The following is a 14371-nucleotide window of genomic DNA, read 5'->3' as shown; positions in this document are numbered from 1 at the left end:
GCAGAGACTTTATGTCCCAAGATGCACACTCTTCTTCCTGGCCCGTGCTCAAGCGGTTGCTGGGTTATGTGAAGGAGCGCAAACTCGGTCTGGTGGCCGCCATTATCGGCATGGCGGGCTATGCGGCTGTCGATACCACCTTTGTCTATTCCATCAAGCCGCTGATCGATGAGGGACTCACCGGTCAGGATCCCAATGTGCTGAAATGGATGCCGCTGTTCGTGATCGGCATCGTGTTTCTGCGCGGCGTCTGTACCTTCCTGTCCGGCTATTGCATGGCCTGGGTCGGCAACCATGTGGTGATGTCGCTGCAGCAGCAGGTGTTCGGCAAGCTGATGACGATGCCGGTGGCCTTTTTCGACCGCAATAACAGCGGTAATCTGCTGTCCAAGGTGACCTACGACGCGTCACAGGTCTCGTCGGCGGCAAGTTCGACTCTGGTGACCCTGGTGCGCGAAGGCGCCACCGTCATCGGCCTGCTGGGGCTGATGTTCTACCACTCCTGGCAGTTGTCGCTGATCTTCTTCGTGGTCGGCCCCGTAGTCGGGGTCATGATAGCGGTGATCAGCCGTCGCTTCCGGCGCCTCAGTCGCGGCATGCAGGATGCCATGGGCAACATTACCAGCAGCACGGAGCAGATGCTGAAGGGCCACAAGGAAGTGCTGATGTTCAACGGTCAGCAGGTGGAGTCGGGCCGTTTTCACCGGGTCAGCAACACGGTGCGCCAGCAGAACATGAAGATGGTGGCGGCAGATTCCATCGGCACGCCGCTGGTGCAGGTGATCGCCTCCAGCGCCCTGGCCATTCTCCTGTATGTGTCCACCTTCGACGACATTCAGGATCAGCTGACCCCCGGCACCTTTACCGTGATCGTTACCTCCATGATGATGCTGATGCGCCCGCTGAAGAGCCTGACTCAGGTCAATGCCTCCTATCAGCGCGGTATCGCCGCCTGCCAAAGCCTGTTCGGCCTGATCGACAGCGACGGTGAGCAGGACACGGGCACCCGCCCGTTGGAGCGGGCCCAGGGCCTTATCGAATTTGACCGGGTCGGCTTTACCTATCCCACCAAGGAAAATGCGGCGCTGAAAGACGTCAGCTTCAGGCTTGAACCCGGTAAGACCATAGCATTGGTGGGGCGCTCCGGCTCCGGCAAGAGCACCATCGCCAGCCTGCTGACCCGTTTCTACGATATCGACGGCGGTGAAATCCGCCTCGACGGTGTGGAGCTGCGCGAATACAAGTTGAGCGATCTGCGCCGTCAGTTTGCGCTGGTGTCCCAGCAGGTTCATCTGTTCAACGACACCATTGCCAACAACATCGCCTATGCGGCCGAAGGCGAATACAGCCGGGAGCAAATCACAGCGGCGGCCAAGGTGGCTTATGCGGATGAATTCATCAACAAGCTGGAGCAGGGTTACGACACCGTCATCGGTGAAAACGGCGCCAGTCTGTCCGGTGGTCAGCGTCAGCGTATTGCCATCGCCCGGGCCCTGCTGCGAAATGCGCCGCTGTTGATCCTGGACGAGGCGACTTCGGCGCTGGATACCGAGTCGGAGCGCCATATTCAGGCGGCGCTGGATGCCCTGCGCAAAGACAGAACCGCGCTGGTGATTGCTCACCGGCTGTCCACCATCGAAAACGCCGACGAGATCCTGGTGATCGACGAAGGCCGGGTAGTGGAACGGGGCTCTCACCTCGAGCTGCTCGAGCGGCAGGGTGTTTATGCCCAGCTCAGAAGCATTCAGTACGGCGAGGGCTGATGCGGGCCTGGTATAAAACCGTTACCTGGTTGTGGGTGCTGGCCCCTTTGAGCGGTTTGTTTGCGCTGATCAGCGGCCTGCGTCGCTGGCTGTTCCGGCGGGGGAGCAAGGCGGTGTACCGGGCTCCGGTGCCGGTGATAGTGGTCGGCAACCTGACCGTGGGCGGCAACGGCAAGACACCTCTGGTGGTCTGGCTGGTAGCATGGTTGCGCCGCCAGGGCTATACCCCGGGGGTGATCAGCCGTGGCTATGGCGGCAAAGCCGAGCAGTATCCGCTGTTGCTGAAGGCGAACACCGGACCCGGGCAGGCCGGTGACGAGCCGGTGCTCATCTATCGGCGCACCGGTTGCCCCGTGGTCGTTGGCCCCAAACGGGGGGAGGCGGCGGCGCTGCTGGCGACCCTGGGGGTCGATGTCATTATCAGTGACGACGGCCTGCAGCATTACGCCCTGGCCCGGGACATAGAACTGGTGGTGGTGGATGGCAAGCGGCGCTTCGGCAACGGTCATTTGCTGCCGATGGGCCCACTGCGCGAGGGATTATGGCGGCTGAAGCGGGTGGATGCGATTATCAACAACGGCGGCCCGGCCGAAACCGGAGAATTTCTGATGACGCTCAAACCCGGTGCCTTGCAGCCGGTCGGCGGTACACAGGCCGTACCCGAGCCGGGTGAGACGGTTAATGCCCTGGCGGGTATTGGTCATCCCCCGCGTTTTTTCGCGACCCTGGAACAGTTGGGCTTTATACTGAAACAGCGGTTGGCGTTGGCGGATCACAAGGCGGTGACACCTGCGCAACTCACCGGCTTGCAGTCGGCACCGCTGCTGATCACCGAAAAAGACGCCGTCAAATGGCCGGGAGGCCATGATAATGTCTGGTTTGTGCCGGTGGATGCCCAGTTGCCCGCCGAATTTGAACAACTGCTTTTAACTCGACTCAAGGAGCTAGATCATGGCGATTGACGCCAAACTGGTGGAAATCATTGCCTGCCCGGTATGCAAGGGCAAGTTACAGCTGGATCGTACTCATAACGAACTGGTTTGCCGCTTCGACAGGCTGGCGTATCCGATTACCGAAAGCATTCCGGTATTACTGGAGAACCGGGCCCGCAAGTTGGATCTGGACGAGTTGCCCGCATGAGCTTTGTTGTGGTGATCCCGGCCCGTTTCAGTTCGACCCGTCTGCCCGGTAAGCCGCTGGCCGATATTCACGGCAAGCCGATGATACTGCGGGTGGCGGAACAGGCACAGCAGAGCGCCGCGGCCCGGGTCGTGGTGGCTACCGACGACGTCCGCATTCGCGATGCGCTGGCACACAGCGGCGTCGAAGTCTGCATGACCGGCACCCATCACGAGTCCGGCACCGAACGCCTGGCCGAAGTGGTCGAGCTGCTGGGGCTGGCGGCGGATGACATCGTAGTGAATGTGCAGGGTGACGAGCCGCTGCTGCCGCCGGTATTGGTGGATCAGGTGGCCGGTCTGCTGGCCGACAGCGATGCGCCCATGGCGACCCTGGCCACCCCGCTTGAATACGAGGATCAACTGACCGACCCCAATGTGGTCAAGGTGGTACAGAGTCAGGCCGGACGGGCGCTGTATTTCAGCCGCTCCGCCATTCCCTTCGACCGGGACGGTACGGCCTGCGGCACGCCGGATTTGAGCCACTGCCGACGCCATATCGGTATCTATGCCTATCGGGCCGGTTTTATTCGCCGTTACCTGGCGTTGCCGGTCAGCCCGCTGGAGCAGTTGGAAAAACTGGAGCAGCTACGGGTGATCTGGCATGGTGAGTCGATTGTACTGAGTGACGCCTGTGAAATACCGCCGCCGGGGGTTGATACCCCGGAGGATCTGGAGGAGGTGCGTCGGCAACTGGCGGCCCGCTGAGGCGGTGACCGAGCCCGATGTACATAATTCTCTGCAATAAAAAAGATTACGGGGTACATTGCCCTGCAGTTATGGCGGCTTTACGCCACAAGTAAACGTTCGAGGAATAATATGATTACCCTGGGTGAATACATAGTAAAAAATCAGGCTGAATACCCCAGCGCCAGCGGCGAGCTGACCTCATTGCTGTCGTCTATCCGCCGCGCCGCCAAGGTGGTTAACCGGGAAATCAACCGGGCCGGGCTGGTCACCGATATCATCGGTGGCAGCAATGGCAGCGAAAACGTGCAGGGTGAAACACAGCAGAAGCTGGATGTGTTTGCCAACGACATGTTCAAGGCGGCACTGGAAGCCCGGGGCGAAGTCTGTGGTATTGCGTCCGAAGAAGAAGACCATTATGTGGCCTTCGATGACAAGCGCCAGAGCAACGCCAAATACGTGGTGCTGATGGATCCGCTGGATGGCTCCTCGAACATCGACGTGAATGTGTCAATCGGCACTATTTTTTCCATCTACCGCCGTGTCAGCGAGCCCGGTGAGCCGGTGAGCATGGAAGACTTTCTGCAGCCCGGCGTCAACCAGGTAGCCGCCGGCTACGTGGTGTACGGCTCCTCCACCATGCTGGTATACACCACCGGCAATGGCGTGCACGGCTTTACCTATGATCCGACCTTGGGCTCCTTCTGTCTGTCGCACGAGAACATTCGTATTCCCGAGCAGGGCACCATCTACTCCATCAACGAAGGTAACTACATCAAGTTTCCGGAAGGGGTGAAGAAGTACCTGAAATTCTGCCAGGAGAAGGACGAAGCCACCAAGCGCCCCTACAGCTCTCGCTATATCGGCTCCCTGGTATCCGACTTCCATCGGAATATGCTCAAGGGCGGCATCTATATCTATCCGTCCGGCACCAGCAACCCCAATGGCAAGCTGCGGTTGCTGTATGAGTGTAACCCGCTGGCATTCATGGCCGAGCAGGCCGGTGGCAAGGCGACCGATGGTTTCCGCCGCATCATGGAAATCAAGCCCACCGAGCTGCATCAGCGCACCCCCTACTTTGTGGGCTCGAGCAAGATGGTCGACAAGGCCGGTGAATTGATGACGCAGTATTCCAGCCACGAAATGGAATAAGGCGATCATAAAGCCGTAAGCCGGTCTTTTAGCCACAGTGTTTACTGACTTTGGTGGCAGCAGAAAGTCGGGCAAAGGGCACTACTCCGCCGACACGCTGTAAACCCCTCCCTGGGGGCTCAGCCGCGCCATCTCTGGCACGGATGGTCGGTAAGCAGACACCCTTTGCCCTCATTCGGCAACGAAGCCGTCTGGTGGTATCACCAGCGGCCAGCTCCTCTTCCTGGAAGAGGCAACAGGGATGACCGTTAAATGCCAGGGACGGCATTTGCTGAGCGGCACAGGAATGTGCTCGCAGCGTGTCGGAGGAGGTAACCCTGTAGCCTCTGGGGTTGAAATGCGATTAGCTTGTTATTTAACTTGGCAATAATTAAAAAAGGCCGGCATTTGATGCCGGCCTTTTGCTGTTTAGCTGTGATGCTTAACGACGGTTATTTTTCAACCTGGGTCTTGAACTCGCGCTCGGGTGCACCTGTGTACAGCTGGCGAGGACGGCCGATTTTCTGTTTGGGATCGGACATCATCTCGTTCCAGTGTGACATCCAGCCCACGGTACGCGCCAGGGCGAAGATCACGGTGAACATGGAGGTTGGAATACCGATGGCCTTCAGAATGATGCCTGAATAGAAATCGACGTTCGGGTACAGCTTGCGATCGACGAAGTAGGGGTCTGACAGCGCGATACGCTCCAGCTCCATGGCCACGTCCAGCAGCGGATCCTCGATTTTGAGATCGTCCAGCACTTCGTGACAGGTGTCGCGCATCACGGTGGCCCGCGGGTCGAAGTTCTTGTAAACCCGGTGACCGAAGCCCATCAGACGGAAGGGATCATCCTTGTCCTTGGCGCGATCGATAAACTCGGGGATACGATCCACAGAGCCGATTTCTTCCAGCATCATCAGGCAGGCTTCGTTGGCGCCACCGTGAGCCGGGCCCCACAGCGATGCAATGCCGGCGGCGATACAGGCGAAGGGGTTGGCACCACTGGAGCCGGCCAGGCGCACGGTCGAGGTGGAGGCGTTCTGCTCGTGATCCGCATGCAGGGTAAAGATGCGGTCCATGGCGCGCTCGACAATGGGGTTGACCTTGTAGTCTTCACAGGGAACGGCAAACATCATCTGCAGGAAGTTGGCCGCATAACTCAGTTCGTTCCGCGGGTAAACGAACGGCTGACCGATGGAATATTTGTAGGCCATGGCAGCGATGGTCGGCAGCTTGGCAATCAGGCGATGGGAGGCAATTTCCCGGTGTTCCTGATTGTTGATGTCCATCGGGTCATGGTAGAAGGCCGACAGACCGGCGATAACACCACAGACAATAGCCATGGGATGAGCGTCACGGCGGTAGCCCTTGAAAAAGGACGACAGCTGTTCGTGTACCATGGTGTGACGCATGATATTACGCTGGAATTGCTCAAACTGCTTGGCGGTGGGCGCTTCTCCATACAGGAGCAGGTAGCAGACTTCCAGGTAATTGGCGTTTTGCGCCAACTGGTCGATGGGGTAGCCGCGATGCAGCAGTATGCCTTTGTCACCATCGATATAGGTGATTTCGGACTGGCAGGACGCAGTGGCCATAAAACCGGGGTCGTAGGTAAAGTATCCATTCGAGCCTAGCGAGCTGATGTCGATCACATCATAGCCGGCAGTGCCCGAGGCGATTGGAAGCTCGATGGGTTCCTTGCCGGGCAAGTGTAGAGTGGCCTTTTGGTCAGCCATAGCACGTCTCCTTCGCTTTCTTATAATAGGTCCACGGGTAGGTATTTTTACATAGTTCAAAAAAATTTCTAACTACTATTGCCTCCCATGGTGCGGGCATATTGAAAACAGAAGCGGGGGGTAATGTCAATTTTCCTGGATGCGGCTGACCACGGGTTGACGTCGTTGTGCGATCGGCTTTACACATTTGGCAATTGCTGAAGACCCTTCGTTGTAATTATTTTTCGCCCCCATATACTAGCTGCGAGGGTATATGGTGCAGTTTTGGGTCTGTTGCAAGTGTAATCGCTGGTGTTCTGAACGCCCTCGGGCATCCGGATTTCAGTGCGCATTTTCTCTTATCTCCTTATTTCATATATCCGGGCTTTATCTGTTAAAACAATAACTAACGTGCTCCATGGAGCTAGTGGGCAAGACCGTGACTAAAAAACAGAGACCTGTAAACCTCGACCTACGGACTATTCGCCAACCTGTCGCTGCAATCGCATCCATCCTGCACCGGGTTTCCGGTGTCATCACGCTGTTCGCACTCGCCATCCTGCTGTGGCTGCTGAGTTACTCGCTTTCTTCCGAAGACGGGTTTCTGGCGGTCGTGGATATTCTCGACGGTTTCTTCGTCGGATTTATCCTCTGGGGTGTGCTGACTGCGCTGGCCTACCACATAGTGGGCGGCATTCGCCACCTCATTATGGACCTGGGCTACTGTGAAGAGCTGGAGTCGGGTGCGCAGAGCGCCAAGGTGGCGTTCGGTGTGACTATTGTATTGTCACTGCTGGCGGGGGTAATGGTATGGTAACCAATTCTGCAACCTTTGGTCGCAGCGGCGTACATGACTTCATGTTGATGCGCGCGTCGGCCGTTATTCTGACCTTATACACCCTCTACCTGGTGGGTTTTATCGCCTTCAACGACATTACCTTTGATGTCTGGACGGGCTTCTTCGATAAGACCTTTACCAAGGTGTTTACGCTACTGGCGCTGTTCAGCATGCTGATGCATGGCTGGATTGGTGCCTGGCAGGTGCTGTCCGACTATGTCAAACCGGCCTTGTGGCGCGGTGTGGCCCAATTCGGGATAGTGGTGTTACTGCTGGTTTATGTACTGACCGGTATTGTCGTACTGTGGGGTGTATAAGGTGACTATTACAATTCGCGAATTCGACGCCGTGGTGATCGGCGCCGGTGGTGCGGGCATGCGTGCCGCGCTGCAAATAGCCGAGTCCGGCAAGAGCTGTGCGCTCCTGTCCAAGGTTTTTCCGACCCGTTCTCATACCGTGTCCGCCCAGGGCGGTATTACGGTCGCACTGGGCAATGCCCACGAGGACAACTGGGAATGGCACATGTACGATACCGTCAAGGGTTCCGATTACATCGGTGACCAAGACGCCATCGAGTTTATGTGTCAGACCGGTCCGGAAGCCATCCTCGAGTTGGAAAAAATGGGCCTGCCCTTTTCTCGCTTCGACAACGGCAAGGTTTATCAGCGTCCCTTCGGCGGCCAGTCCAAGGCCTTCGGTGGTGAACAGGCGGCGCGTACTGCCGCGGCTTCCGACCGTACCGGTCATGCCTTGCTACACACCCTCTACCAGCAGAACGTCAAGCACAAGACCACCGTTTTCTCCGAATGGTATGCACTGGATCTGGTGAAAAACGAGGACGGCGACGTGGTGGGCTGTACCGCCATCGACATCGAAACCGGTGACGTGGTGTACTTCAAGGCCAAGGCCACCATTCTGGCTACCGGCGGCGCCGGTCGCATTTTCCAGTCCACCACCAATGCCCATATCAACACCGGTGACGGCGTGGGTATGGCGCTGCGAGCCGGTGTACCGGTGCAGGACATGGAAATGTGGCAGTTCCACCCCACCGGTATTGCCGGTGCGGGTACCCTGGTGACCGAAGGTTGCCGCGGTGAAGGCGGCTACCTGCTGAACAAGGACGGCGAGCGCTTCATGGAGCGTTACGCGCCCAACGCCAAAGACCTGGCCGGTCGTGATGTGGTTGCCCGTTCCATGATGATCGAGATCCGTGAAGGCCGCGGCTGCGATGGCCCCTGGGGTCCGCATATCAAGCTGAAGCTGGATCACCTGGGTAAGGACGTACTCGAATCCCGTCTGCCCGGCATCTGTGAACTGTCCCGTACCTTCGCGCACGTGGATCCGGTGAAAGAGCCGATTCCGGTTATTCCTACCTGTCACTACATGATGGGCGGTGTTCCGACCAACGTGAAGGGCCAGGCGCTGACCATCGATGCAGAAGGTAACGATGTGCCGGTGAAAGGTCTGTTTGCCGTCGGCGAGATTGCCTGTGTATCGGTGCACGGTGCCAACCGTCTGGGCGGTAACTCGCTGCTGGATCTGGTGGTGTTCGGTCGTGCCGTGGGTCGTCATCTGACCGAAGCCCTGAACGAGCTGACAGATATCAAAGACGCGACCGATGCCGATATAGACGCCGCCATGGCGCGCTATAACCGTTGGGAAAACAACCGCGACGGCGAAGATCCGGTACAAATCAAGAAAGACTTGCAAGAGTGCATGCAGCACAACTTCTCGGTATTCCGCGAAGGCGATGCCATGGCATCCGGCCTGGCCGAGCTGAAGAAAATTCGTGAGCGCCTGAAGAACGCCCGTCTGGACGATACCAGCAGCGACTTCAATACCCAGCGTATCGAATGTCTGGAGCTGGACAACCTGATGGAAACCGCTTACGCCACCGCCGTGGCCGCGAACTTCCGTACCGAAAGCCGTGGTGCCCACTCTCGTTTCGATTACCCGGAGCGTGATGACGAAAACTGGTTGTGTCATTCCCTGTACAGCCCGCAAACCGAGTCCATGAGCAGACGGTCCGTGAATATGTCGCCGAATCATCGTGACGCATTCCCGCCGAAAGCGCGGACTTACTAAGGGGAGGGGATAAAGATGCAAGTCACTATTTCAGTTTACCGTTACAACCCGGAAACCGATGCCAAGCCCTACATGAAAGACTATCGGCTGGAAGTAGCCGAAGGTTCCGACATGATGGTGCTGGATGCCCTGCTGGCCCTGAAGGAACAGGATCCGACCCTGTCCTTCCGTCGCTCCTGCCGGGAAGGCGTCTGCGGCTCCGATGGCATGAACATGAACGGCAAGAACGGCCTGGCCTGTATTACGCCGCTGTCCGACTTGCTGGGCAAGGATAACAAGGTGGTAATTCGACCACTGCCCGGCCTGCCGGTGGTGCGTGACCTGGTGATCGACATGAGCCAGTTCTACACCCAGTGGGAAAAGGTCAAACCCTTCCTGATTGCCGATGAAAAATTACCGCCGGCACGGGAACACATGCAGTCACCGGAAGAACGGGCCAAGCTGGATGGACTGTATGAGTGCATTCTGTGCGCCTGCTGCTCGACCTCCTGTCCCTCCTTCTGGTGGAATCCGGACAAGTTTATCGGCCCGGCCGGTTTGCTGGCCGCCTACCGCTGGCTGGCCGACAGCCGCGACACCGCGGCCGATGAGCGCCTGTCCGAACTGGATGACGCCTTTAGCGTATTCCGCTGTCATGGCATCATGAACTGCGTGAATGTATGTCCCAAGGGCCTGAACCCCACCAAGGCCATTGGTCACATAAAGTCCATGCTGTTGAAACGGGCAGTTTAATCGTCCCAGCTAGATAAACCCGCCGTCCGCAAGGACGGCTTTGACTCGACGACCAGAACGACAGTAGCCCTGTCGAGACGTTACAAAGGGATAAAGATGCACAATGGCGTAATGCAAGCCTGGCTGGAATCTTCTTACCTGGCCGGTGCCAATGCGACCTATGTAGAAGACCTTTATGAGGCTTATCTTGCCGATCCTGAATCCGTTCCCGAGCAATGGCAGACCGTATTCAACGGCCTGCCGGTGCAAGAAGAAAACGTGCAGGACCAACCTCATTCACAAGTAAGAGATTACTTCCGCCGCCTTGCTAAAGACACCTCCCGCTATGCCACTCCGGTCAGTGATCCCCACACTGACGCCAAGCAGGTTAAAGTTCTGCAGCTGATTAACGCCTATCGTTTTCGTGGCCATCAGAATGCCAACCTGGATCCGCTCGGTCTGTGGGATCGCAAGGTAGTGGCCGAGCTGGACCCGGCATTCCACAATTTGACCGGTGCCGATCTGGATGCCACCTTCAACGTGGGCTCCTATGCCATCGGCCAGGAAACCATGAAGCTGAAGGATCTGGTGGCGGCGCTGAAGAAGACCTACTGCGGCCCAGTCGGTGCCGAGTACATGCACATTACCAGCACCAGAGAGAAGCGCTGGATCCAGAGCCAGCTTGAGCCGGTGGTGGGTGATCCCAAGTTCAGTCAGGAAGACAAGCTGCGTTTTCTCGACAGCCTGAACGCCGCCGAAGGCCTGGAAAAATACCTGGGGGCCAAGTTCCCCGGCGCCAAGCGTTTCTCCCTCGAAGGGGGCGATGCCCTGGTGCCCATGACCAAGGAGCTGATCCGTCGTTTCGGTGAGAATGGTGGTCGTGAAGTGGTGATCGGCATGGCCCACCGTGGCCGGTTGAACATGCTGGTCAACGTGCTGGGCAAGCGACCTCAGGACCTGTTCGATGCCTTTGCCGGCAAGTACGAGACCCAGAGCTCTGGTGATGTGAAATACCACATGGGTTTCAGCTCCGATTTCGAGACGCCGGGTGGCTCCGTGCATCTGGCGCTGGCCTTCAACCCCTCGCATCTGGAAATTGTCAACCCGGTGGTCATCGGCTCTGTGCGGGCGCGCATGGATAGACTGTCCAACCCGGATGGCCGCAAGGTATTGCCGATCACCATTCACGGCGATTCGGCCTTTGCCGGTCAGGGCGTGGTGGCGGAAACCTTCAACATGTCGCTGACCCGGGGTTACGGTGTGGGTGGCACAGTACGGATCGTTATCAACAACCAGGTTGGTTTTACTACCTCCAACCCGCGTGATACCCGTTCTACCGAATACTGTACCGATATCGCCAAGATGGTGCAGGCGCCGATCTTCCACGTTAATGCGGATGATCCGGAAGCCGTGGTACAGGTGACTCAGCTGGCGCTGGATTACCGTAACGAGTTTGGTCGTGATGTGGTGATCGATCTGGTCTGTTACCGCCGTCACGGTCACAACGAGGCCGACGAGCCGAGTGCGACCCAGCCGCTGATGTATCAGAAAATCAAAAAACACCCGACCCCGCGCAAGATTTACGCCGATCAGCTGATTGCCAAAGGCACCATCTCGGCGGAAGACACCACGGTCATGATCAACGAATACCGTGATTTGCTGGACAGCGGTGAGTGTGTGGTCAAGGAATGGCGTCCGATGGAGAAGCACTCCGTCGACTGGTCACCCTACCTGGGTCACGAGTGGGACATGGACTACGACTCGGCCTATTCGCTGGACAAGCTGAAAGAGCTGGCCGAGCGGGTCACCGAGTACCCGGAGAGCCATACCCTGCAGCGTCAGGTTGGCAAGATCTATGCCGATCGCAAGCTGATGGCCAAGGGCGAGAAGCTGGCCGACTGGGGCTTTGCCGAAGTGCTGGCCTACGCCACCCTGTGTGACAACGGCTATGAAGTGCGTCTCACCGGTCAGGATTCGGGCCGCGGCACCTTCTTCCACCGTCATGCGGTACTGCACAACCAGAACGATGCCAGCACCTATACCCCGTTGTGTCATCTGTCCGATAGTCAGGGCCAGTTCCAGGTCTATGACTCTGTGCTGAGCGAAGAAGCGGTGATGGCCTTTGAATATGGTTATGCCACCGCCGAGCCGGACGGCCTGACCGTATGGGAAGCCCAGTTCGGTGACTTCGCCAATGGTGCCCAGGTGGTGATTGATCAGTTCCTGAGTTCCGGTGAGCAGAAGTGGGGCCGGATGTGCGGTCTGACTCTGCTGCTGCCCCACGGTTACGAAGGTCAGGGTCCTGAGCACTCCAGTGCGCGTCTGGAGCGTTATCTGCAGCTGTGCGCCGAGCACAACATGCAGGTCTGTGTGCCCACGACCCCGGCGCAGGTGTTCCACATGCTGCGTCGTCAGGTATTGCGCCCCATGCGTCGCCCGCTGGTGGTGATGACACCCAAGTCGCTGCTGCGTCATCCGCTGGCGGTTTCCGAGCTGGAAACCCTGGCCAGCGGCACTTTCCAGAATGCCATCGGTGAAATTGATGATCTGGATCCCAAAGGCGTCAAGCGTGTTGTTCTGTGTTCAGGCAAGGTGTATTACGATTTGCTGGAAACACGGCGCAAGCATGAACAAACGGATGTGGCCATTATTCGGATCGAACAATTGTATCCGTTCCCTCAGGAAGAGGTTGACGCGATTTTTGCCGACTACCAGCACGTGACCGATTTCGTCTGGTGTCAGGAAGAGCCGCAAAACCAGGGGGCCTGGTATTGCAGCCAGCACCACTTCCGGGCAGCGATTCCGGCGGGAGCGAACCTGCGTTATACAGGTCGCGAAGCCTCTGCATCACCGGCGGTGGGCTACACCTCTGTTCACTTACAACAACAAAAAGCGCTGGTCGAAGACGCACTGACGCTGACCAAAGCATAACGCACAAAGGACATATTGATGACCATCGAAATCAAGGTTCCCGACTTACCAGAGTCCGTCGCCGATGCCACTATCGCCACCTGGCACAAACAGCCGGGTGACCGGGTTGAACGCGACGAAGTGATCGTCGACATCGAAACCGACAAGGTGGTACTGGAAGTACCGGCACCCGAAGCCGGTATTCTGGAAGCCATTCTCGAAGACGCGGGCGCCACCGTGCTGGGTCAGCAACTGATCGGCAGGCTCAAGAAGGGTGCCGTGGCCGGTGAAGCGACCAAGGAAAAGGCAGCCTCTTCCACCAACGGTGAAGCCAAGGAAGAAAGCAAAGCCGACGCCAAGTCCGACGATGACAGCCTGAGCCCGGCGGTTCGCCGTCTGGTGGCTGAACACGGCATCGACGTGGCCAAGCTGTCCGGCTCCGGCAAGGGCGGTCGTATCACCAAGGAAGATGTTGAAGCTTTCATCAAAGGAGGCAACAAGCCGGCGGCAGCGCCTGCTGCAGCCAAGGCCGAAGCTCCTGTGGCACCGCTGGGTGAGCGCACCGAGAAGCGCGTGCCCATGACCCGTCTGCGTAAGCGCGTTGCCGAACGCCTGCTGGAAGCCAAGAACACCACTGCCATGCTGACCACCTTCAATGAGGTCAACATGGGTCCGATCATGAGCCTGCGCAAGCAGTATCAGGAAGTGTTCGAGAAGCGTCACGGTATTCGTCTGGGCTTTATGTCTTTCTACGTGAAAGCCGTAGTAGAGTCGCTCAAGCGCTTCCCGGAAGTGAACGCGTCCATCGATGGTGATGATATCGTGTATCACAACTACTTCGACGTCAGTATCGCCGTTTCCACCCCCCGTGGTCTGGTAACTCCTGTGCTGCGTGACTGTGATCGCCTGAGCCTGGCCGACATCGAAAAGAGCATCAAGGAACTGGCCATCAAGGGTCGTGACGGCAAGCTGACCGTGGACGACATGACCGGCGGTAACTTCACCATTACCAACGGTGGTGTATTCGGCTCTCTGATGTCGACCCCGATCATCAACCCGCCGCAGAGCGCCATTTTGGGTATGCACAAGATCCAGGATCGCCCCATGGCCGTTGACGGTAAAGTCGAAATCCTGCCGATGATGTATCTGGCGCTGTCTTACGATCACCGTCTCATCGACGGACGCGAATCGGTCAGTTTCCTGGTGTCCATCAAGGAACTGCTGGAAGATCCGACCCGCTTATTGCTGGACGTTTAAACCCATATACACCGATAATGAGGTCGGGCTTCGGCCCGGCCTTTTTTTATACCTGAAGTTCAATTAGATAACGGAAAAAAATATACTCTGAAT

At 57.7% G+C, this 14371-nt stretch carries 12 protein-coding genes; 11 read left to right on the top strand and 1 reads right to left on the bottom strand.

Features of this window, described 5'->3' with window-relative positions:
* The first annotated feature begins 11 nt into the window (after window positions 1–11).
* The 5 genes from msbA (at window position 12) to fbp (ending at window position 4780) form a co-directional block, all read left to right on the top strand.
* Window positions 12–1763: a lipid A ABC transporter ATP-binding protein/permease MsbA gene (gene msbA / locus ACLEIV_RS07665; RefSeq protein ID WP_410456057.1), complete on the top strand. Its 1752-nt coding sequence runs from the start codon at window positions 12–14 to the stop codon at window positions 1761–1763.
* Window positions 1763–2725 carry a tetraacyldisaccharide 4'-kinase gene (lpxK, locus tag ACLEIV_RS07660; RefSeq protein ID WP_410456056.1) on the top strand — a complete coding sequence of 321 codons (963 nt, stop codon included), beginning with the start codon at window positions 1763–1765 and terminating at the stop codon, window positions 2723–2725. The genes msbA and lpxK overlap by 1 nt, the downstream gene beginning before the upstream one ends.
* Window positions 2715–2903 carry a Trm112 family protein gene (locus tag ACLEIV_RS07655; protein WP_410456055.1) on the top strand — a complete coding sequence of 63 codons (189 nt, stop codon included), beginning with the start codon at window positions 2715–2717 and terminating at the stop codon, window positions 2901–2903. The genes lpxK and ACLEIV_RS07655 overlap by 11 nt, the downstream gene beginning before the upstream one ends.
* Entirely contained in the window at window positions 2900–3649 is a 750-nt protein-coding gene (kdsB, locus tag ACLEIV_RS07650) for a 3-deoxy-manno-octulosonate cytidylyltransferase (RefSeq protein ID WP_410456054.1), read from the top strand. The genes ACLEIV_RS07655 and kdsB overlap by 4 nt, the downstream gene beginning before the upstream one ends.
* Before the next feature lie 111 nt (window positions 3650–3760).
* Window positions 3761–4780 (top strand): class 1 fructose-bisphosphatase, encoded by a 1020-nt coding sequence (gene fbp / locus ACLEIV_RS07645; RefSeq protein WP_410456053.1) that lies wholly within the window; start codon window positions 3761–3763, stop codon window positions 4778–4780.
* Window positions 4781–5211: 431 nt separating this feature from the next.
* Here the strand turns inward: fbp and ACLEIV_RS07640 are convergent, their stop codons facing one another.
* Window positions 5212–6498, bottom strand: coding sequence for a citrate synthase (locus ACLEIV_RS07640; protein ID WP_410456052.1), 1287 nt, complete (start codon window positions 6496–6498; stop codon window positions 5212–5214).
* A gap of 406 nt (window positions 6499–6904) precedes the next feature.
* Here ACLEIV_RS07640 and sdhC point away from each other — a divergent pair, with 406 nt between their 5' ends.
* From sdhC to odhB, 6 genes are all read left to right on the top strand, one after another.
* Window positions 6905–7294, top strand: coding sequence for a succinate dehydrogenase cytochrome b556 subunit (gene sdhC, locus ACLEIV_RS07635; protein ID WP_410456051.1), 390 nt, complete (start codon window positions 6905–6907; stop codon window positions 7292–7294).
* Window positions 7288–7632: a succinate dehydrogenase, hydrophobic membrane anchor protein gene (gene sdhD / locus ACLEIV_RS07630; protein ID WP_410456050.1), complete on the top strand. Its 345-nt coding sequence runs from the start codon at window positions 7288–7290 to the stop codon at window positions 7630–7632. The genes sdhC and sdhD overlap by 7 nt, the downstream gene beginning before the upstream one ends.
* Window position 7633: 1 nt before the next feature.
* On the top strand, window positions 7634–9400 hold the full coding sequence (gene sdhA / locus ACLEIV_RS07625; protein WP_410456049.1) for a succinate dehydrogenase flavoprotein subunit: 1767 nt from the start codon (window positions 7634–7636) through the stop codon (window positions 9398–9400).
* Between the two features lie 15 nt (window positions 9401–9415).
* On the top strand, window positions 9416–10132 hold the full coding sequence (locus ACLEIV_RS07620; protein WP_410456048.1) for a succinate dehydrogenase iron-sulfur subunit: 717 nt from the start codon (window positions 9416–9418) through the stop codon (window positions 10130–10132).
* A gap of 96 nt (window positions 10133–10228) precedes the next feature.
* Window positions 10229–13042, top strand: coding sequence for a 2-oxoglutarate dehydrogenase E1 component (gene sucA / locus ACLEIV_RS07615; RefSeq protein ID WP_410456047.1), 2814 nt, complete (start codon window positions 10229–10231; stop codon window positions 13040–13042).
* 18 nt (window positions 13043–13060) lie between these two features.
* Complete coding sequence (gene odhB / locus ACLEIV_RS07610) at window positions 13061–14278, top strand: 2-oxoglutarate dehydrogenase complex dihydrolipoyllysine-residue succinyltransferase (protein WP_410456046.1); 1218 nt, start codon at window positions 13061–13063, stop codon at window positions 14276–14278.
* Window positions 14279–14371: the final 93 nt, after the last annotated feature.

The organism is Oceanisphaera submarina (genome assembly GCF_046521305.1).
In the GTDB taxonomy this organism is placed as follows: Bacteria; Pseudomonadota; Gammaproteobacteria; order Enterobacterales; family Aeromonadaceae; genus Oceanimonas; species Oceanimonas submarina.
This window is presented reverse-complemented; position numbering and strand designations above follow the sequence as displayed.